The organism is Plantactinospora siamensis, from assembly GCF_042434095.1.
Taxonomy (GTDB): Bacteria; Actinomycetota; Actinomycetes; order Mycobacteriales; family Micromonosporaceae; genus KBS50.
In genome coordinates, this window is record NZ_JBHLUE010000004.1 from 693,816 (window position 1) to 712,410 (window position 18,595).

Here is an 18,595-nt window from a genome sequence, read left to right on the forward strand (position 1 = left end):
TGCTCCGCGTACCCTCGAATGTCGTGATCCCCGCCCAGCACGAGCCAGAAGCCGCCGACGGCCCGCACCGGCTTCCGCCCGGCGCGCCGCCCGGGGCCGACGCCGCGACCGCGTGGGCGCTGGCCGCCCGCGACGGCGACCGGATCGCCCAGGCCGCCTTCGTCCGGGCCACCCAGGTGGACGTGTGGCGGTTCACGGCCGCGCTGGTCGACCCGGCCAGCGCCGACGATCTGACCCAGGAGACCTACCTGCGGGCGTTCCGCGCGCTGTCCGGGTTCGCCGCCCGGTCGAGCGCCCGGACCTGGCTGCTCGGCATCGCCCGGCGGGTCTGCGCCGACCACCTGCGGGCGGTGGTCCGGCGTCGCCGGCTGGACGTCCGGCTCAGCGCGCAGGCGCAGACCCAGCACGCGCACCCGGACCCGGCCGGCCAGCTCGGCGCGGCCGACCTGCTCCGGCGGCTGCCGCCGGAGCGGCGCGAGGCGTTCGTGCTGACCCAGGTGCTCGGGTTGTCCTACGCGGAGGCCGCCGAGATCGAAGGGGTGCCGGTGGGCACCATCCGGTCCCGGGTGGCCCGGGCCCGGGCCGAGCTGGTCGACGCCGTCGCCGAGGCCGAGGCGAACTGATCGTGCGCGGGAACCCGGAGCCGGAGGGGAGCGACTAACCGCCGTGACCACCTCCACCACGACCGCCCGGTGGCCCGTCCTGCGCCCCTGGCTCGGCACCCTGGTCCGGCTCGGCCTGGCCGCCGTGTGGCTGGTGGCCGGCGCCAGCAAGGTGGGCGACCTGGCCGCCTCCGGCCGCGCGGTCAACGCGTACCGGCTGCTGCCCTACGACGTGGCCACCGTGATCGGCGCGGCGCTGCCGTTCGTGGAGCTCGCCCTGGGCCTGCTGCTGCTGGTCGGCCTGGCCACCCGGCTGGCCGCCGGGGTGGCGGCCGGGCTGCTGCTGGTGTTCATCGCCGGCATCGCCTCGGCCTGGGCCCGCGGGCTGTCCATCGACTGCGGCTGCTTCGGCAGCGGCGGGCAGCTCGGCGCCGGCCAGCACCCGACGTACGGCCCGGAGATCCTGCGGGATCTCGGCTTCCTGATTCTCGCCGGCTTCCTGTTGAGCTGGCCCCGCACCCGGTTCTCGGTGGACGGCTTCATCGCAGCCGACCCGGCCGAAGGAGAGTTCGATGAGTAGTCGCAAGGATCAGAAGAGCTCCGCGCGGGTGGTCCGCGAGCAGCTCGCCCGGGAGCGGCGCCGGCGCCGCACGCTGTGGACGTCCGCGGCCGCCGTCGCGGTCCTGGTCATCGCCGGCCTCATCGGGTACGCCGTCTGGTCCGGCCAGCGGCCCGCCGGCAACAGCGCCACGCCGCCCGGGACCGTGGCCGGCGGCACGGCCGTGGCGCTCGGCTCCGGGCCGGTGACCATCGACATCTACGAAGACTTCCAGTGCCCGGTCTGCAGGCAGTTCGAGCAGCAGTCGGGCGACACCATCGACCAGCTGGTGGCGCAGAACAAGGTCAAGGTGCAATACCACCCGATCGCCATCCTCGACCGGTTCTCCACCACCAACTACTCGACCCGGTCCGCCGCGGCGGCCGGCTGCACCACCCAGACCGGGAAGTTCCGGGACTACGCCAAGGCGCTGTTCGCGCAGCAGCCGGCCGAGGGCAGCGCCGGGCTCACCAACGACCAGCTCGTCGACATCGGCAACCAGGCCGGGATCAGCGGCGGCGACTTCGCCGCCTGCGTGAAGGATCAGCGGTACAAGGGCTGGACGCAGACCAGCACCGACACGGCCACCAAGAACGGCGTGAACGGCACCCCGACCGTGCTGGTGAACGGCCAGAAGGTGGACACGCCGACGCCGGAGAACATCACCGCCGCGGTGACGGCCGCCGCGAAGTAGCGCGCGGGCTTGAGCCGGCCGGCTCGGCGGCTCGGCGGCTCAGCGGCCAGCGGCTCAGCGGCGGGCGGCCAGCTGCTCGGCGGCCAGCCGGGGGTCGAAGCCGTACGGCAGTTCCAGCCGGTGCCGGCGCAGCAGCTCCGCGTCGGCCAGCACGTCCGGCGTCGCGCCGTCCGCCACGATCCGCCCGGCATCCAGCACCACCGAACGGTCACAGAGCTCCAGCGCGTACGGCAGGTCGTGGGTCACCATCAGCAGCGTGACCGGCAGCCCGCGCAGGATCTCGGCCAGCTCCCGCCGGGCGGCCGGGTCGAGGTTCGAGGACGGCTCGTCGAGCACCAGGATCTCCGGGCGCATGGCCAGCACGGTGGCCACCGCCACCCGGCGGCGCTGCCCGAACGACAGGTGGTGCGGCGCCCGGTCCCGGTGCTCGAGCATGCCGACCGCGGCCAGCGCCTCGTCCACCCGCCCGGCCAGCTCGGCCCCGCGCAGGCCCAGGTTGGCCGGGCCGAACGCCACGTCCTCGGCCACCGTCGGCAGGAACAGCTGGTCGTCCGGGTCCTGGAAGACGATGCCCACCCGGCGCCGGATCTCGGCAAGCGTGCCGCGGTCCCGTTCGACGGCGAGCCCGCCCACCGTCACGGTCCCCTCGGTGGCGGTGAGGATGCCGTTCAGGTGCAGCACCAGGGTGGTCTTGCCGGCGCCGTTCGGGCCCAGCAGCGCCAGCCGGTCGCCCCGGGGCACCCGCAGGTCCACCCCGTGCAGCGCCACGTGGCCGTCCGGGTAGGCGTACCGGACGCCCCGGACGTCCAGCGAGGCGGGGCTCGGGAGGCTGCCGGTGGGGGCGTCGGGGGTCGGCACGTCGCCGATCATGACATCGCCAGCGCGGTGGCGGCGATGCCGGCCGCCACCGCCGGAACGGCCACCCCGGCCACCCACTCGGCGGCGGTGGCCGCGCCGGGCCCGCCGGCCACCGGCGGCATCCGGCCGGTGTAGCCGCGGGACACCATGGCCAGGTACACCCGTTCGCCGCGCTCGAAGGCCCGCAGGAACAGCGCCCCCACCCCGGCCGCGAAGCCGCGCAGCTGCCACAGGAAGCGCGGATCGTCCCCCCGGGACAGCCGGGCCACCCGCATCCGCCGGGCCTCCCCGGCCAGCACGTCCAGGTAGCGCAGCATGAAGGTGGCGATCTGGGTGAGAATCTGCGGGCAGCGCAGCCGGTCCAGGCCGACGATCAGGTCCCGCATGGTGGTGGTGGCCGCGAGCAGCAGCGAGGCGAGCACCCCGAGGGTGCCCTTGGCCAGGATGTTCCAGCCGCCATACAGGCCGTCCACCGACAGCGGCATCCCGAGTACGTCGACCCGGGCGCCCCGGCCGAGGAACGGCAGGGCCACGGCGAACACCAGGAACGGCACCTCGATGAGCGAGCGGGTGATCAGCCAGCGCGCCGGCACCCGGGCCACCGCCGCGACGGCCGCCACCAGCGCGGCATAGCCGGCGAAGGCCCAGAAGGCGTGCCGGGGGGTGGCCACCACCGCGATCGTGAACGCCACCATGGCGGTGATCTTCACCTCCGGCGGCATCCGGTGCGCCGGCGAGGAACGCTCCAGGTACAGCATGTGCGCGTGCCCGGCTCCCATCCGAGGCCTAGCCGCCCGGCCGTGCGGACGTACCGCCGGTGCTGGCGCCCGCGGCGTGCCCGGCGGTCCCGGCGTCCGCCGCGCGGCCCGCGGCATCGGCTCCGGCGTCCGCAGCGCGGCCGGCGGCGTCGGCTCCGGCGTCCGCCGCGCGGCCCGCGGCATCTGTCCCGGCGTCCGCAGCGCGGCCCGCGGCGTCGGTCCGCTGGCCGGCGCCGCGGCGGCGGACCAGCCAGAACACGCCACCGCCGATCGCGAAGGTGAGCAGCACGCCGAGCACCCCGGACAGCCCGGTCGACAGGTACGGGTTGGAGATGCCGCGTACGCCATAGTCGGCCAGCGGTCCGGCGAGCTCGTGGCTCCTGGCCCGCTGGGCCGGGCAGCTCCCGCCGGTGATGTGGTCGTGGGCGTCCACGGTGCAGCCGCGCAGCAGCGCCGAGTCCAGCCCGTCCGGGTGCTTGGAGGCGAAGTTGCTGACCACGCCGGCCAGCAGCAGGGCCACCAGCAGGCCACCGAGGATGAAGATCCGGGAACGCCTCACCGCGCGCCTCCGTTGTCGCGGACCTCGACCGGGGCCGGCCTGGCCGCCGTTGGGCTGGCCGGGGTTGGGCTCACCGGGGTTGGGCTGGCCGGGGTTGGGCTGGCCGGGGCCGGGACGGTCTGCGTCGGGAGGGCGGCGCCGGCCGGCGGGCGGCGCAGGCCGCGCAGCGCGTACACCAGGTCGGGCCGCACCTTGGCCACCGTGACCACGGTGGTGGCGGTGATCAGGCCCTCGCCGATCCCGATCAGCAGGTGCGCCCCGCCCATCGTGCCGGCCAGGGCGCCCAGCCCGCGGCCGAGATCGGCCGTGCCGCCGAGCCAGTATTCGAAGACGAAGCCCTGGGACGCCACCACCACGCTGGCCACCGAGGCCACGAAGGCGGTGACGGCCAGGCCCGCGGGGGTGCGCGGCAGGATCCGCAGCAGCAGGGCGATCAGCAGGTACGCCGCGGCGGTGCCGATGATCGCCATGTTGGTGATGTTGAGACCGAGCATGGCCACCCCGCCGTCGCCGAACACCAGCGACTGCACGATCAGCACCACGGCCACGCACAGGGCGCCCACCCATGGCCCGACCAGCATCGCGGCCAGGGCCCCGCCGAGCAGGTGCCCGCTCACCGCCCCGGTGAAGATCGGGAAGTTGAGCATCTGCACCGCGAAGATGAACGCCGCCACCAGGCCCGCCATCGGGGCCAGCCGGTCGTCCAGGTCACGCCGGCCTCGCAGCACGCACAGGGTCAGCACGGCGAGCGCGAACGCCGCGAAGACCGCGGCCACCGGGCCGTTGATGATGCCGTTCGAGATGTGCATCGCGACGACCCGCACGCGCCCTCCCCCACCTCGTCGACCGCTCCGACCCCGCCGGCCAGCCTATTGGCCCCACCCTGTTGTTGCCAATATTTTGCAACAGGCTCCGGCGGTCGGCCTCCCGGCCTCCCGGGCTCCCGGGCTCCCGGCCTCCCGGGCTCCCGCCGCGGAGGCGACCTAGATGTCTAGACACCTAGATGGAACGGTGAGATGGTAGGGGGCGTGCCCGGAACCCGTCAGCAGTTCAACGTCAACCTCGACCCGGAGCTGGTGCGCCGGGTCAAGCACCACGCCATCGACGTGCAACTGACGCTGTCCGACCTGGTCACCCGCGTCCTGCGGGACCATCTTGAGCACAACAACGCACCGAGGGAGTCGGCCATGTCAGACCAGTCACCGACCCGAACGGCAATGACCCTGCAGCCCATGGTCCACGTGGCCGACATGGCCGCCGCCGTGGGCTTCTACGAGGCCCTCGGCGCGCAGGTCGAGCACGGCAGCCGCGACGGCGACTTCGTGATGCTGCGCCTCGGCGCCAGCCGCTTCAGCCTGCTCGCCCACCCGCCCAACCCCGAGCAGAACGAGGGCCGGGTGGAACTCAACTTCGAGACCGCCGAAGAGCTCGACGGACTCGAGGCACGGCTGCGGGCGGCCAACGTCACCATCACCCAGCCGACGACCGACGAGGGCTTCGGCCGCCAGCTGCAGGTGAGCACGCCGGACGGACTCCTCGTCAAAATCAACCAGCTCGACCAGGAGCTGTACACCTGACCGCCACCGTGCGGCGCCGGCCCACCGCCGGGCCGCGTAGACGGGCGCCGGGCCAGCCGCCCCGGCGTCGACCGGCACCGGGCCGCCCGGCCTCCTTGCGTTCGCGACCGGGAACCGTAGGGTTTTCCGCATGAGCACGCCCACCCGCCTCGCGCCCGGCGACGCCGCCCCGGACTTCGACCTGCCCACCGACACCGGCGAGAAACTCTCGCTGGCCGGCCTCCGGGGCCGCCCGGTGATCCTGTACGCCTACCCGGCCGCCATGACGCCGGGCTGCACCAAGCAGGCCTGCGACTTCCGTGACTCGCTCGCCTCGCTGCAGGCCGCCGGCTATGAAGTGATCGGCATCTCGCCGGACAAACCCGCCAAGCTGGCGAAGTTCCGCGAGCGGGACGCGCTCACGTTCCCGCTGGTCAGCGACGAGGACAAGAGCGTGCTGACCGCGTACGGGGCGTACGGGGAAAAGCAGATGTACGGCCGCACGGTGACCGGCGTCATCCGCTCGACGTTCGTCATCGACCCGGAGGGCCGGATCGAGCGGGCCATGTACAACGTGAAGGCGACCGGGCACGTCGCGAAGCTGCGCCGGGACCTGGGCCTGGACTGACCCGGGGCCGGCCTCGATCGGCCGGGCTGTCGGTGCCGGCGGTTACCGTGCGAGCATGGCCCGCTACCGATACACCCCCGAGATGCTGGCCGAGGCCGTCACCGCCTCCCGGACCATGGCGGACGTCATGCGCTTCCTGGGGGTGACGCCGAGCGGCGGTTCCCATGCGCACCTGCGGCGCCGGATCAATGGCCTCGGCCTGGACACCACGCACTTCTCTCGTCGCGGCACGTTGGTCGGCCGGCCGCGGCCGCGGTTGTCCGCCGCCGAGATTTTGGTGGAACGGGAGCCGGGTCGGCGCCGGGCACGGCCCGAGCTGCTCCGGCGGGCCCTGGTCGAGTCGGGCGTGCCGGAACGCTGCGCCGGGTGCGGCAGTGGACCGACCTGGCTGGGTCGCCCGCTCGTGCTGCACGTGGATCACCGCAACGGCTTCGTCCGCGACTGCCGGCTGGCGAACCTGCGGTTCCTCTGCCCGAACTGTCACAGCCAGACCGACACGTACGCCGGGCGCAACCGGCGGATCTTCGGTGTGCCGACGGCACGGCCACCCGTCTCCCAAGCGCCGCATCCCGGACAGCGTGAGCCCGTCGAGCAGGAGCGGTTGGTCGCGTTGTTCGGCCGGATAGACCGGCGGGAGCTGACCGCGACGGCGGCCGCGGATCTCATCGGCTGCAGCCCCGGACATCTCCACCGACTCCGGCGGCGGCTGGAACGGGACGCGGCGCTCCCGCCCCGACCGGACGGGCGGCGCTGGCGGTCGGCCGCCCGCCGCGAAACGGTCATCGCGGCGGCCCTGTCTCATCCCGACCTGGGGCCCAAGCCGCTGGCCCGGCTGCTCGCCGCCGACGGTTGCCCGGTGAGCCACGGCTCGGTGTCCGCGATCCTCCGCGCGGCCGGGCTCAACACGATTTCCGCCCGACGCTCTAGACTGCTTGCGCCAGCGGAAGTGGTGGAAGCGGCAGACACGCGGGTTTTAGGTACCCGTGCCTTCGGGCGTAGGGGTTCAAGTCCCCTCTTCCGCACAGTTCAGGGCCAGCCGTCGGACCCGCCCGGCGGCCCACTGGCCTGATCGCAAGGACCGCCACCGGTCGACTCGGCGCGCTTGACGCCGCTGCGCAGCAGCTCCTTCCCCGTTCTCCGGCCCGGCGGATTGTTCGACCTCAACTAGAGTGGTATGTCCCCTTCTATGGCTGATCGTCGGTTATCGGCGAATCGGGCGGAGGGGGCGGGCATGGTCCGGGTCAGCGACCGGCGGCGAGCGCCGCTCCTCGGCGCGCTGATGCTGGCCGCCTTCAGCTTCAACACCGCCGAGAGCCTGCCGATCGGCCTGCTCCGGATCATGTCGGCCGACCTGGCCGTGCCGATCACCTCGATCGGTCACCTGATCAGCGGGTACGGCCTCACCGTCGCGGTCGTGTCACTGCCGCTCGCGCACTGGACCCGCCGGGTGCCGCGCCGGTACCTGCTCACCGGGGTGCTGTCGATGCTGCTGGTGGCGAGCCTGATCCCGACGCTGGTTCCGGCGTACGCGGTCCTGCTGCCGGCCCGGGTGGCGACGGCCGTCGCCCAGGCGCTGTTCTGGAGCCTGCTCGCCCCGGTGGCCACCGGCATGTTCCCGGCGGCCGCCCGTGGCCGGGTCGTGGGGCTGCTGGCGGTGGGCGGCACCCTGGCCATGGTGCTCGGGGTGCCGGTGGGCAACTGGCTGGGCCGGCAGCACGGCTGGCAGGTGCCGTTCCGGCTGCTCGGCCTCTGCGCCCTGGTCGCCCTGGTCACCATCGGCCTGCTGCTGCCGACGTCGCCGCCGGCGTTCGAGCCGGGGGCGTACGGCCTGACGCCCGACGGTCCGCGATTCGTCAGCACGCTTGCCGCGATGACGCTGGCGGTGACCGGGATGTTCACCGGATTCTCATACCTGGTGGAGGTGCTGCGCACGGCCGGCCACTTCCCGGACGGCGCCGTGGGCCTGCTGCTGGGCGTGTTCGGGCTGGCCGGTTTCGCCGGGGTGGCGCTGGCCGGCGCGCTGCTGGACCGGCTGCCCGGGGCGGTGCTGGCCGGCTGCGTCCTGCTGCAGGCGGTGGCCCTGCTGCTGCTGTCGATGGCGGTGGCCCATCGGCCGGCCGCGGTGGCCCTGCTGATTTTGCTCGGGTTCGCGGCCACGCCGGTGTTCCTGGCCGCGCAGAGCCGGGCGTTGCGGGTGGCGCCGGGCCGCACCGAGCTGGCGCTCGCGGCGAACTCGGTGGCGTACAACGTGGGGGTGGCGCTCGGTACGGCGTGCGGCGGCGTGGCGCTGCGGGTGTTCGGGGCCCGGGGCACGTTCCTGGTTGGCGGGACGCTCACCGTGCTGGCGCTGGTGATGGTGGTGGCCGAGTTGCTGTGGCGTCCGGGCGGTCGCCGCGGCGGCGGCGACCGGTCCGGCGCGGCGCCGCGGCCGCGCGCGGTCGAGGCGGCCCGGCAGCAGACCGGCGCGGGCGCCGGGTAGCGGCAGGCCGGTGCGGGCACCGGTAGCGGCGGCCGGCGCGGGCGCGACATCGCGGCAGGCCGGCGCGGGCGCGACATCGCGGCAGGCCGGCGCAGGCGCGACATCGCGGCAGGCCGGCGAAGCGCCGCGTGAGCCGCCGTCCGTAGAGTGGCGGGATGCGCGAGGTGGCCTGCGTCGGTGCGCTCATCCGGGACCCGGAGCACCGGGTGTACGTTCACCGCCGCTCGCCGGACCGCCGCCTGCTGCCGGGCACCTGGGACATCGTGGGCGGCCACGTCGAGGCCGGGGAGAGCCCGGAGCAGGCGCTGGCCCGGGAGATAACCGAGGAGACCGGCTGGCGGCTGCGCCGGATCGAGACGGCGCTGCCCGACTGGGAGTGGGAGCACGCGGGTGTGCGGCGCCGCGAGCGCGACTACCTGGTCGAGGTCGACGGGGATCTGCGCGCGCCGCGGCTGGAGGAGGGCAAGCACGACGCGTACGCGTGGGTCGGGCCGGACAACCTGGAGCTGATGATGCGGGGCCGCACCGACGGCGACCGCCGGCTGCGGGACATCGTGGCCAAGGCGGCCCGGACGCGGCTGACCGAGCGGCTCCGGCTGGAGCCGGTCGGCCCGGAGCACGCCGACGAGCTGTGGGCGTTGCACCGGGACCCGGGCGTGGCCCGGTGGTACGGCGGGGCGTGGAGCGCCGCGGCCCACTCGGCGGCCCGGTTCCGGGCCGCCGAGTGGGCCGCGGCGTGGGACCGGGACGGCGTGCACAAGTGGATGGCGTACGACCGCGCGGGCGGGTTTGTGGTGGGCCGGGGTGGCCTGTCCCGGCAGCTGCTGGCCGGGCAGCCGTGTCTCGAGCTGGGCTGGGCGGTGCATGAGCGCCGGTGGGGGCGGGGATACGCCACCGAGATCGGCCGGGCCGGGCTGACGTACGCCTTCCGGGACCTCGGCGCGACCGAGGTGGTGGCGTACACCGAGCGGCACAACCTGGCCTCGCGGGCGGTTATGGAACGGCTCGGGATGCGGTTCGTGCGCGAGTTCACCGGGTCCGGGCTGGTGGCCGGGCGGGATGGGGTGCACGACGACGCGCCGTTCGTGCTGTATTCCGCGCGCCGGGACCCGTCGCCCGCCAGCTGACACCCCGGCCGGTCGGGGCGTACCGGCGGGTCAGCCGCAGCCGGCGCGGACCGGAAGGGCGCTCGCGGGCGGCGCGGCCTCGACGGTGGCGGGCGCGCCGGCCGGGACGGCGGTCGGAACGGCGGTCGGGGACGGCGCCGCCGATCCGGACCGCGCCGGGCCGGCGCTGGGGCTGCGGCTCGGCGCGGGCCGACGGGCGGGTGCGGACCGGGCGGCCGTGCTGCCGCCGTACATCCGGACCGAACTGCGCTGCACCTGGCCGGGCGCCATCCGGATGCCGGTGGCCACCACCCGGTGCCCGTACACGTCGGTGACCCGGATGGAGAACGGTCCGGCGCCGGCGCCGGCGCCGATGAGCCAGTAGTTGTAGTCCTGCCGCTCGGTGGTCCGCCACGACCCGCTGGCGCCCTGGCGGACCTCCACCGAGCGCAGCGGGTTGCCGTGGTTGCCGATCTGAACGGCGAACCACCACTGTGAGGAACCCTCCTTGAGGCGGAAGGTGAGCGGCCCGGGCAGCGGCGGGTTGACCACGGCGCGGTAGCGCACCGGCACGATGCCCTGGACCGGGTCGGCGATTCGCGCGAACGCCTCCGCGGAGAGGTCGAGGTGACCCGGCTCGCACTCCGGGCACTGATCCATGATCAGTACCCGGATGGTGCCCTTCGGGCCGGTCACGTCGAGGTAACCGCCGCAGGCGGCGCCCGCGGAATACTCGCTCGGGCCCAACGCCACGTACCGGTGGTCGGCCGGCGCGGCCGGGTAGGAGCAGTTCCCGCCGGCGCCGGCGGAGTCGTAGAAGGTGGCCTTTCCAGAGTGGACGGTGCCGCCGGTCGGCGGGGCGGCGCAGGCGGGCGCGCCGCCGGCCTGGACGGCCATGGCGAGCCCGACCACCGCGGCGAGGACGGTGACGCCACCGGCCACCCACCAGCGACCCGGCCAGCGAGGCCGGCGGTGGCCGGGCCGGCCGGCGGGCGGAACGGGCGGGTCGGTCGCGGTGGAGGTCACGTCCGGCCATGCTGCCGGAGCCCACCGCGGGCGCGCAACGAAGCTAATCGAGATCTAAGACGGTGTGCCATGCGGTGACGGCTCGGGCAGCACCGGGTCACCGACCGCGACCGAGCCGACCAGATCGCCGGCCGCCGGCTCCGGGATGAGGTGTACGCCGAACAGCAGCTTCTGGTTCCGCTGGCGGTGGGCCGCGAGCACCCGCAGCGGCTCCTTGCCGCGTACGCCGGTCTCCTGGTCGATGGTGGTGACCATGCACCGGTCGCAGCCGCCGGCGACCCGGAACACCACCGCGCCGATCCGCAGCCGGCGGCCCACCCAGCCGTCCTCGGCCCACGGCGGGGCGCCGGCCACCACGAGGTTGGGGCGGAAGCGTTCCATCGGCAGCGGACCCTCCGGGCTGCCGGCCTCCCGCAGCCAGCCGTTGAGCGCGGCCAGCGACGCCGGGTTGGCCAGCAGCACGGGATATTCGTCGGCGAAGTTGACCCGGTCGCCCGGGTCGACCGGAAGCTCCTCGGCGGGCACGTGCCGGGCGGGGCGCCCCAGCCACACCAGCCGAACCGGCCGGCCGAGCAGCTCGCCCAGCCACCGGTCGGCGTCGCCGCCGGCCGGCTGTGCCGGCACCGGCAGGCGGCTGTTGAAGACCCGGACCGGCAGCGGCTCGGCGCCGACCGGCTCGGCGACGTCCAGGTCGGACCGGCCCTCCGCCCGCAGCAGCAGTCCCCCGGCGTGCGCCTCGGCACGCAGCGTCACCAGCGCGGGCGCGTCCCGCTGGGTGACGCCGACGCCGTCGGCGTCGACCAGCATCCAGCGGCGGTCGCCGGCCAGCCCCCAGGGCCGCACCGGCGCGGTGTCGCGGTCGAGCCGGTGCCCGCCCTTGACCGGGTACGTGTGGATCGCGTTCAGCACAACGTCCATGGCCACGTTCTATCAGGGGGCTGCGACCGGTTTTCCGGCCCGGGCATCCGTCCGTCCGATGTGAGCGACGTCGTATCTCTGACCGTGCAGCGGGTACCCGGGCAGGTTGGCCGGTCAGTAGCATCTCGGCCATGTCGATCCGAGAGAATCTCGCGGGGGCGGATCACGTCGACGAGGGGCCGGCGGCCGTCGAGCAGCCTGAGCCGGCCGAGCGGCGGCCGCGGCGGCGGCGCGGCCTGAAGATCGCACTGATCGTGCTGGCCGTGCTGGTGTTGCTGGGCGCCGGCGGGGCCGTGGCGGGCGGGCTCTACCTGCGGTCGGTGGACAAGAAGGTGGACCGGGTCGAAGCCTTCAAGGACGTGCCCGCGGACAGCCGGCCGCCGGTGGTGGCCAAGGACGCGCAGAACATCATGATCCTCGGCAGCGATTCGCGGGATCCGGAGAACGCCTCGGGGTCGCGGTCCGACACGATCATCCTGGCGCACCTGCCCGCCGACCGGAAGAGCGCCCAGCTCATCTCGATCCCGCGGGACACCTGGCTGCCGATCCCCCGATCCAAGGACGGCCAGCACGGCGGCCGCGAGGCGAAGATCAACGCCGCGTACGCCTGGGGCGGCGTGCCGCTGATGGTGCAGACCGTGGAGCAGTTCACCGGGGTCCGGATCGACCACGTCGCGATGGTCGACTTCTCCGGCTTCAAGGAGATCGTCGACGCGCTCGGCGGGATCGACATCAACGTCGAGCAGAGCTTCACCTCGACCCACTCGCTGAACCCCGACGGACGCCGCCAGTTCGTCAAGGGCCCGCAGACCATGAACGGGGCGGCCGCCCTGGACTACGCCCGGGAGCGCTACGCGTTCACCGACGGCGACTTCGCGCGGATCAGGCATCAGCAGCAGGTCATCAGGGCCATCCTCGACAAGGCCGCCTCCGGCGGGACGTTGACCAGTCCCGGCAGGCTGAACTCCTTCCTCAAGGCCACCGCCAACTCGGTCGGCGTCGACAGGTCGCTGTCCCCGTTGGACCTCGGCATGGACCTTCGCCAGCTGCGCAGCGGCAACCTCGCCTTTGTCACCTGCCCCACCAGGGGCACCGGACGGGTCGGTACCGAGAGCGTTGTGTTCGCCGACAAGTCCCGGGCCCGGTCCCTGTTCGACGCGGTACGCCGGGACGCGGTCGACGAGATCCTGCACGCCGGGCAGTAGCGGGTGCGGCGGCCGGCCGTCGCACCCGGGGCACGGCATGGAATCATCGTCGGCAGCCGTGGCTGGGCCGTCGCCATGGCGCTGGGGGTGCGGGGCGTCGCGGTCATTGACGTCCGAGGTCGGGAGGAGCGCAGATGCCCCACGAGCAGGCGGGCGAAGCGCGGTGGCCCTGGGCGGTTACCCGCCGGACGGCGCTGCTGAAGGGTGGCGCCATCGCCGCCGCGGTCGGCTCCACCGTCGCGGTGGGCGCGGCGGCGGCGAACGGCCTGAGCTCCGACGGATCGGACCGGCGCCTCATCGACGTCCGGGACCATGGCGCGACCGGGGACGGCCGGACCGACGACACGGCCGCGCTGCAACGCGCCATCGACGCCGCCCGCGGCGGCGGCGGCATCGTCTACTTCCCCCCGGGCACCTACCTCACCGGGCAGCTCACCCTGTATTCGCGGGTGCACCTGCGGGGCGCCGGCGGGGATGCCAGCACGCTGCGACTGCGCGCCGGCGCCAACTCGGCGCTCATCCAGTCGGACGGCTACGGCGAACTCACCGGCAGTCGCTCCGACGCCGGCATCACGCTGTTCAGCATCCGTGACCTCTGTCTGGACGGCAACAAGGAGCAGAACCCGCGGGCCGGGTACGGGCTGCGGATCTACGGCTACGGGTACGAGTTGACCGAGGTCATGGTCGTCAACTGCCGCAACGACGGGGTGGTCAGCGAGTGGGGACCGACGGCCGCGTTGCCGTCCGGGCACCAGATGGAGTCCCGGCTGTCGGCGGTGCGGTCCCGGGACAACGACGGGCACGGTTTCCACTTCGCCGGCCCGCACGACTCGCTTTTCCTCAACTGCCTGGCCTCCCAGAACGGTGGGGCCGGGTTCCGCATTGCGGGCGAGTCCAACGGCACCTTCCTGATCAACTGTCACGCCTGGGGCATCCGGCAGGACCTCTCGTTCGATCTGGCGGCCCCGGCGGTGGGCTGCGTGAACTGCTACGCCGACCTCAACGGCGGCGTCGGCGTGCGAATCTCCCGCAGCGACTGCCGATGGATGTCCGGCTTCGTGCTCGGCTACAACCATCAGCAGGAGATCGGCGTGCAGTTCGCGCCCGGCGACGAGCCGGACCAGCCGTCCGGATGCATGGTGGACACCCGCATCGTCAACTGCGGCACGGCGGCGGTTGACTTCGGCGCTGACCGCGGGGCGTCGGTGGTCCGGGCCAGCGTGTGGCAGCCGGGCGCGGCCGACGAGGTGGGCCGGCACATCGTCGGCTCGGGACGCGGCTGGATCGGCAAGCCCTCCCCCACCACCCAGGTCGAGATCGTGCAGGGGCTGGGCGAGCCGGAAAAGAACCTCGTGGTGAGCCCCGCCTTCGACCTTCGCGCGCAGGCCACGCCGGCCCGACCGGACGACGGCAGCGTCCGGCTGTTCGCCCGGGACGCCGGCGGGCGTACGCAGCTCTGCGCGATCTTCCCAACCGGCGCGGTGCAGGTGCTCGCCGCCGAACCGTGACGGGCCGGGTCGGGTCGGCGCCCGGCTACCGGCCGAGCGGCGCGCCGCCGGGCCGCCCTCGAGCGGCCGGCACGCTGGCACGCCCCACGGCGGCGTTCGGCCGCCTGGCGGGCTCCACCACCGTGGCGGCCGGCGCGCCGTCGGCCACCACGGCGGCGGCCGGCACGCTGGTGGGCACCACGGTGGCGGCCGGGGCGCCGGTGGGCCCCACGGTGGCGGCCGGGGCACCGGTGGGCCCCACGGTGGCTTCCGGCGCGCCGTCGGGGTCGGTGCTGACGGCCGGCGCCCGGACGCCGGTCCGCATCCGGACCAGGAACCAGCCGATCACCGTGGCCTCGGCCGCCACCAGCAGCAGGACCAGGTCGGTGAGGCCGGCGGCCAGCACAATCGCGGCCGTGAGGCCGGCGAACGCGATGACCCGTGAGCCGATCGCGGAAACCAGGTAGCGGCGTGGCGGGGCCCAGATCATGTGCCGGGTGGAGAGCCAGGTGGAGACCATGACGACGGCCTTGTAGCCGCAGTACGACGCGAGGACGGCGAGGCCGACGGCGCCGAGGTCGGTGGCGAGCAGCCCGCGCAGCCGTTCGCTGCCGAGGACCACCGCGGAGACGACAACCAGGGTGACCACGGTCAGGGCCCGGGTGCCGCTCCGCCACCGGATGCGGCGCCCGGCCACCACGTCCTCCCGGGTGGTCGCGGACAGGGCCACATGGAACGGGCCGAAGGCCAGGTCCATCGCGCGCAGCACCACCACCGAGCTGGCGCCCGCCACCCACCCGGCCACCGCCGGCAGGGCGATCGAGTACGAGAGGTCGACCACCGCCGCGAAGCAGTACACCGCTCCGAGCGACACCGCGGCACGGGCACCGGGGCGTACGGTGCCCGGTCCGGCTGCCGGCCGGCGCAGCAGGCACCAGAGGATCACGGCGACCTGCGCGGGCACCGCGGCGACGTCCACCCGTACGTCGGCGGCGACGAAGGTCACCCCGCCGAGGAGGGTGCCGATGGCGGTCAGCTGCGGGATCAGGTTGGCCCGCCGCGGCGAGCCGGTCCGGGCGGTGGCCCAGAAGTAGGCCTCGATAGGCAGTTGCAGCAGCACCGGGGCGAGCATGCATAGCCGGTCGGCGACGCCGGTCTGCGGCAGGGCGATGGACGCGGAGAGATAGCCGACCACACCGACGGGCAGCGCGACGACCAGCGCGGCGGTGCGGGCCCACCGGCCCGTGTCCCACCGCTCCGGCACCAGATCGGCGGCGATGGGCCGGCCGACGAGCGCCTCGATGAGCGCGTACGGGACGGCCAGCAGGATGCCCTGGAACGCGACCAGCGGCAGGTGGTCACCGTCCCACCAGGACGCCAGCAGGAACAGGACGACGCTGCACAGCCGGTTGAGGGCCTGGACCGAGAGCTGGGTACGTTGCAGGCGCGCCAGCTGGGCCACGACGGATCCCACGCGGGTCACCACCAGAACGGCGTGGGCGCCGGCCGCAGCCGCCGGGCGTACGCGACGAAGATCGCCAGGCACATCATCGCGCCCGGATATTCCCACGCCTCGACCACCAGGCTGGCCGCGGCGAGCCCGGTGAGGATCGCGAAGTGCAGCCCGGCGGACGGGTCGGTGGCCGCCCGCCGCCACAGCCGGAACAGCGCATAGCCGAGGGCGGCCACGACCGCGACCGCGACCACCGGGCCGAACTGCAGAGCCAGGCTGACGTAGTAGTTGTCGACGAAGACCTGCTGCCCGGAGGCGATCCGGGAACTGGTGGCCGCGCCGACGCTACCGATCCCGCCGCCGGCGAGGGTGACGTCGTCCAGCAGCCGCCCCCAGTTGGCGAACCGGTCGAGCATGCTGTGCGAGCCGGTGGCGCCCAGCGCGCCGAAGGCGACGATCAGGGCCGCGACCACGCCCAGCCCGACCAGCCGGGCGCGCCGCCGGGCCGCGGCGCCACCCGAGCGGTTCGACACGGCGGCGGCCACCACCCCCGCGGCAACCAGCAGGGCCCCGGACCGGCTGGTGCTGAGGGCGAGGCAGAGCAGCGCGGCGGCCGCCCCGGCGTGCCAGGACCACCGCCTGGGTCGGGCGCCGCGGGTCAGCCACAGCGCGACGTAGCCGAGCAGGTACGCGCCGGCCAGCAGGCCCAGTTCGGCGTTGAACTCGGTCAGGCCGGACACCCGGAAGGTGTCACCGATGTAGCGGACCGCCCGGCCCTCCTCGAAGCCCCACTGGACGAGTCGGGCCGGACCCACCGCCAGTTCGGCGAGCGCCGCGACGGCGTTCGCGATCAGCACCCAGGACAGCACGGTGACCAGGGTGCTGAGCCGGGGCAGCGGCAGCGCCACGAGCACCAGCAGGATGAGCAGCGGCACCACCAGCAGGCGCACGCCTACGGCGGTCTGCGCCATCCCGTGGTGCGCGATGCCGATGAGGCTCCATACGGCCAGGATGGCCAGCGCCACTCCGGCGGCCAGCACGTCCCGCCGGGTCCACCGGTGCAGGAACGCGGTCAGGGCGAAGAGCGCGGCCACCACCAGCGTGCCGGAGATGCTCAGCGCGTACTCCCGGCCGCCGAAGGCGTCCCCGACCAGCCGCTCGAGGCCGATGAACCACAGCCCGAGCGGCGCGGTGAGCACGACCAGGACGTACCCGAGTCCCGGCACCGGGCGGAGAGCCAGCAGCGCCAGGACGGCCAGGAACACCGGCAGCAGCGGCGAGTATCCGACGAACGGCCCGACGGCCACCGCCGCCAGCAGGACCACGCCCGCGGCCAGCAGCCAGCGCGGGTACGGCGGAGCGAGTCCGGACCGGCGCGGCGGCGTCGGACCGGGCGCCTCCGGGCCCTCGGCCGCGCCGCGCCGGGTGTCGGTCTCGGACGTCATGCGGTGGTCACCTCGTGATGCAGAAGGCCCGGCAGGTCGGGCCGGCTCCGGACCGACCGGTAGCTGTCGAGGACCGCGTCGACGTGGCGTTCCCAGTCGAGTTGGCGGCCGTCGTGGGCGGCGGAGGCGGCCGCCGCATCGTACTCGGCGTCGGGCAGCGTGGCGGCGTGGCGCAGCAGGTCGACGAGGTCGGCCCGGTCGCCGAAGGTACGCACCGACCCGTCGGACGCCATCGGCGGTCGGGCCACCCGGCTGGCCAGCAGGGGCCGTCCGGCCAGCAGCGCCTCGCAGCAGGAGATCGGGTAGTTCTCCGCCCACTGGCTGGGCAGGACGAGCCAGCCGGCCCGCCGCAGCGCGGCCTCCTTGCCGGGCCCGTCGAGGTAGCCGAGGTATTCCACGCCGGGCAGCGTCCGCGCCGCCGCCTCGACCGCCACCCGGCGCGGACCGTCCCCGGCGATCAGCAGGGTCGCGCCGGCGCCGGCGCCGGCCTCGGCCCCGGCACCCGCACCGGCCCCGACACCGGCGCCGGCCTCGCGCCAGGCGTCGAGCAGCAGATCGATGCCCTTGTGCTCGCTGAGCGCGCCGAGAAAGAGGAACACCCGCCGATCCCCGGGCGGCCAGCTGACCGGCCGGCGGACCCCGGTGAAGACGGCCAGCGGCACGACCCGGCCGGTGAGCCGGGCCTCGCCGGGCACCTGGCCGCGGACGATGTCGCGGGTGCGTTGCGCCGGCCACAGCAGCGTGACCCGGCGCAGCCGACGCACCAGCCAGGCGGAGCGGACCCGCAGCGCCCGATCGACCAGCCCGGAGCGGCCCCGGTTGGCCAACGCGTTGTTCGGATCGCAGAGGGCGTAGTCGTGCACGGTGTGGCAGGTCGGGTAGGCGCGGGCCAACCGGGCCACGGGCACCGCGCCGAGTCCCTGCCAGTTGTGCACGTGCACCACGTCGGGGGCGAACGTCCGCAGATCGTCCACCCGCAGACCGGTCGGGTCGATCAGGTCCCCAAGGTGGGCGAGGACCTTGTTCAGCGGCCGCGGGAGCCGACCGCCCCGGTTCGACAGCCGGGTCCGGACCGGCTCGTCGGCCGGCTCGGCGTTGACCGACGGGCTGCTGAAGACCCGCACCTGATGACCGCGCGCGGCCAGCGCCCGGGACAGGTCGCGGACGTACTGCTCGGCCCCGCCCCGGATGGCGAAGGAGGAGTGCACCATGGCGATCCGCAC

16 protein-coding genes, 1 tRNA gene and 2 pseudogenes are annotated in these 18,595 nt (G+C 74.4%); 10 read left to right on the forward strand and 9 right to left on the reverse strand.

The features are described from left to right. The first annotated feature begins 23 nt into the window (after positions 1-23). The 3 genes from ACFFHU_RS08040 to ACFFHU_RS08050 are packed head-to-tail and all read left to right on the forward strand — an operon-like array spanning position 24 to position 1,894. Complete coding sequence (locus ACFFHU_RS08040; RefSeq protein ID WP_377337055.1) at positions 24-623, forward strand: sigma-70 family RNA polymerase sigma factor; 600 nt, start codon at positions 24-26, stop codon at positions 621-623. Between the two features lie 43 nt (positions 624-666). Then, positions 667-1,182: a MauE/DoxX family redox-associated membrane protein gene (locus ACFFHU_RS08045; RefSeq protein WP_377337056.1), complete on the forward strand. Its 516-nt coding sequence runs from the start codon at positions 667-669 to the stop codon at positions 1,180-1,182. Beyond that, the gene (locus ACFFHU_RS08050) at positions 1,175-1,894 is read left to right on the forward strand and encodes a DsbA family protein (protein ID WP_377337057.1); all 720 of its coding nucleotides are present in this window, start codon (positions 1,175-1,177) and stop codon (positions 1,892-1,894) included. The genes ACFFHU_RS08045 and ACFFHU_RS08050 overlap by 8 nt, the downstream gene beginning before the upstream one ends. A gap of 54 nt (positions 1,895-1,948) precedes the next feature. On the opposite strand, the gene ACFFHU_RS08055 is transcribed toward ACFFHU_RS08050, so the two are convergent. The 4 genes and pseudogenes from ACFFHU_RS08055 to ACFFHU_RS08070 all read right to left on the reverse strand — a co-directional run. Then, the gene (locus ACFFHU_RS08055; protein ID WP_377337058.1) at positions 1,949-2,764 is read right to left on the reverse strand and encodes an energy-coupling factor ABC transporter ATP-binding protein; all 816 of its coding nucleotides are present in this window, start codon (positions 2,762-2,764) and stop codon (positions 1,949-1,951) included. Next, the gene (gene cbiQ, locus ACFFHU_RS08060) at positions 2,761-3,531 is read right to left on the reverse strand and encodes a cobalt ECF transporter T component CbiQ (RefSeq protein WP_377337059.1); all 771 of its coding nucleotides are present in this window, start codon (positions 3,529-3,531) and stop codon (positions 2,761-2,763) included. Before cbiQ ends, ACFFHU_RS08055 begins: the two co-directional genes overlap by 4 nt. Positions 3,532-3,682: 151 nt before the next feature. Next, positions 3,683-4,069: pseudogene (locus ACFFHU_RS08065) on the reverse strand (PDGLE domain-containing protein); the annotation flags it as partial. 125 nt (positions 4,070-4,194) lie between these two features. Beyond that, positions 4,195-4,893 (reverse strand): annotated as a pseudogene (locus tag ACFFHU_RS08070) (energy-coupling factor ABC transporter permease); the annotation flags it as partial. A gap of 204 nt (positions 4,894-5,097) precedes the next feature. Here ACFFHU_RS08070 and ACFFHU_RS08075 point away from each other — a divergent pair. The 5 genes from ACFFHU_RS08075 (at position 5,098) to ACFFHU_RS08095 (ending at position 9,859) form a co-directional block, all read left to right on the forward strand. Continuing rightward, positions 5,098-5,646: a VOC family protein gene (locus tag ACFFHU_RS08075; RefSeq protein ID WP_377337060.1), complete on the forward strand. Its 549-nt coding sequence runs from the start codon at positions 5,098-5,100 to the stop codon at positions 5,644-5,646. Positions 5,647-5,776: 130 nt separating this feature from the next. Beyond that, a complete protein-coding gene (bcp, locus tag ACFFHU_RS08080; protein WP_377337061.1) occupies positions 5,777-6,253 on the forward strand; it encodes a thioredoxin-dependent thiol peroxidase in 477 nt (158 codons plus the stop codon). Positions 6,254-7,193: 940 nt separating this feature from the next. Continuing rightward, positions 7,194-7,275: transfer RNA gene (locus tag ACFFHU_RS08085), tRNA-Leu, on the forward strand. A 209-nt stretch (positions 7,276-7,484) separates the two neighbouring features. Further along, on the forward strand, positions 7,485-8,732 hold the full coding sequence (locus ACFFHU_RS08090) for an MFS transporter (RefSeq protein ID WP_377337062.1): 1,248 nt from the start codon (positions 7,485-7,487) through the stop codon (positions 8,730-8,732). Between the two features lie 155 nt (positions 8,733-8,887). Next, positions 8,888-9,859: a GNAT family N-acetyltransferase gene (locus tag ACFFHU_RS08095; protein WP_377337063.1), complete on the forward strand. Its 972-nt coding sequence runs from the start codon at positions 8,888-8,890 to the stop codon at positions 9,857-9,859. Between the two features lie 30 nt (positions 9,860-9,889). On the opposite strand, the gene ACFFHU_RS08100 is transcribed toward ACFFHU_RS08095, so the two are convergent. Both ACFFHU_RS08100 and ACFFHU_RS08105 read right to left on the reverse strand, forming a co-directional pair. Beyond that, on the reverse strand, positions 9,890-10,864 hold the full coding sequence (locus ACFFHU_RS08100) for an expansin EXLX1 family cellulose-binding protein (RefSeq protein WP_377337064.1): 975 nt from the start codon (positions 10,862-10,864) through the stop codon (positions 9,890-9,892). Positions 10,865-10,918: 54 nt separating this feature from the next. Next, positions 10,919-11,782, reverse strand: a complete 864-nt coding sequence (locus ACFFHU_RS08105) for an MOSC domain-containing protein (protein WP_377337065.1) — start codon at positions 11,780-11,782, stop codon at positions 10,919-10,921. 131 nt (positions 11,783-11,913) lie between these two features. Between ACFFHU_RS08105 and ACFFHU_RS08110 the strand changes: the two genes are divergently transcribed. Next, positions 11,914-12,987 carry an LCP family protein gene (locus ACFFHU_RS08110; RefSeq protein WP_377337066.1) on the forward strand — a complete coding sequence of 358 codons (1,074 nt, stop codon included), beginning with the start codon at positions 11,914-11,916 and terminating at the stop codon, positions 12,985-12,987. Positions 12,988-13,121: 134 nt separating this feature from the next. After that, complete coding sequence (locus ACFFHU_RS08115) at positions 13,122-14,495, forward strand: glycosyl hydrolase family 28-related protein (protein WP_377337067.1); 1,374 nt, start codon at positions 13,122-13,124, stop codon at positions 14,493-14,495. A gap of 25 nt (positions 14,496-14,520) precedes the next feature. Here the strand turns inward: ACFFHU_RS08115 and ACFFHU_RS08120 are convergent, their stop codons facing one another. From ACFFHU_RS08120 to ACFFHU_RS08130, 3 genes are read right to left on the reverse strand one after another with little or no spacing between them, the layout of a single operon-like run. Beyond that, the gene (locus ACFFHU_RS08120) at positions 14,521-15,948 is read right to left on the reverse strand and encodes a hypothetical protein (RefSeq protein WP_377337068.1); all 1,428 of its coding nucleotides are present in this window, start codon (positions 15,946-15,948) and stop codon (positions 14,521-14,523) included. Between the two features lie 5 nt (positions 15,949-15,953). Then, a complete protein-coding gene (locus ACFFHU_RS08125; protein WP_377337069.1) occupies positions 15,954-17,372 on the reverse strand; it encodes a hypothetical protein in 1,419 nt (472 codons plus the stop codon). Beyond that, positions 17,369-18,595: a glycosyltransferase gene (locus ACFFHU_RS08130; protein ID WP_377337070.1), complete on the reverse strand. Its 1,227-nt coding sequence runs from the start codon at positions 18,593-18,595 to the stop codon at positions 17,369-17,371. The genes ACFFHU_RS08125 and ACFFHU_RS08130 overlap by 4 nt, the downstream gene beginning before the upstream one ends.

Excerpts from the sequence above, each read along its gene's own strand:
- ACFFHU_RS08115 (WP_377337067.1), top strand. The coding sequence starts at position 13,122 with ATGCCCCACGAGCAGGCGGGCGAAGCGCGGTGGCCCTGGGCGGTTACC.
- cbiQ (WP_377337059.1), bottom strand. The coding sequence starts at position 3,531 with ATGGGAGCCGGGCACGCGCACATGCTGTACCTGGAGCGTTCCTCGCCG.
- ACFFHU_RS08095 (WP_377337063.1), top strand. The coding sequence starts at position 8,888 with ATGCGCGAGGTGGCCTGCGTCGGTGCGCTCATCCGGGACCCGGAGCAC.
- ACFFHU_RS08050 (WP_377337057.1), top strand. The coding sequence starts at position 1,175 with ATGAGTAGTCGCAAGGATCAGAAGAGCTCCGCGCGGGTGGTCCGCGAG.
- ACFFHU_RS08110 (WP_377337066.1), top strand. The coding sequence starts at position 11,914 with ATGTCGATCCGAGAGAATCTCGCGGGGGCGGATCACGTCGACGAGGGG.
- ACFFHU_RS08105 (WP_377337065.1), bottom strand. The coding sequence starts at position 11,782 with ATGGACGTTGTGCTGAACGCGATCCACACGTACCCGGTCAAGGGCGGG.
- bcp (WP_377337061.1), top strand. The coding sequence starts at position 5,777 with ATGAGCACGCCCACCCGCCTCGCGCCCGGCGACGCCGCCCCGGACTTC.
- ACFFHU_RS08055 (WP_377337058.1), bottom strand. The coding sequence starts at position 2,764 with ATGATCGGCGACGTGCCGACCCCCGACGCCCCCACCGGCAGCCTCCCG.
- ACFFHU_RS08125 (WP_377337069.1), bottom strand. The coding sequence starts at position 17,372 with ATGACGTCCGAGACCGACACCCGGCGCGGCGCGGCCGAGGGCCCGGAG.
- ACFFHU_RS08090 (WP_377337062.1), top strand. The coding sequence starts at position 7,485 with ATGGTCCGGGTCAGCGACCGGCGGCGAGCGCCGCTCCTCGGCGCGCTG.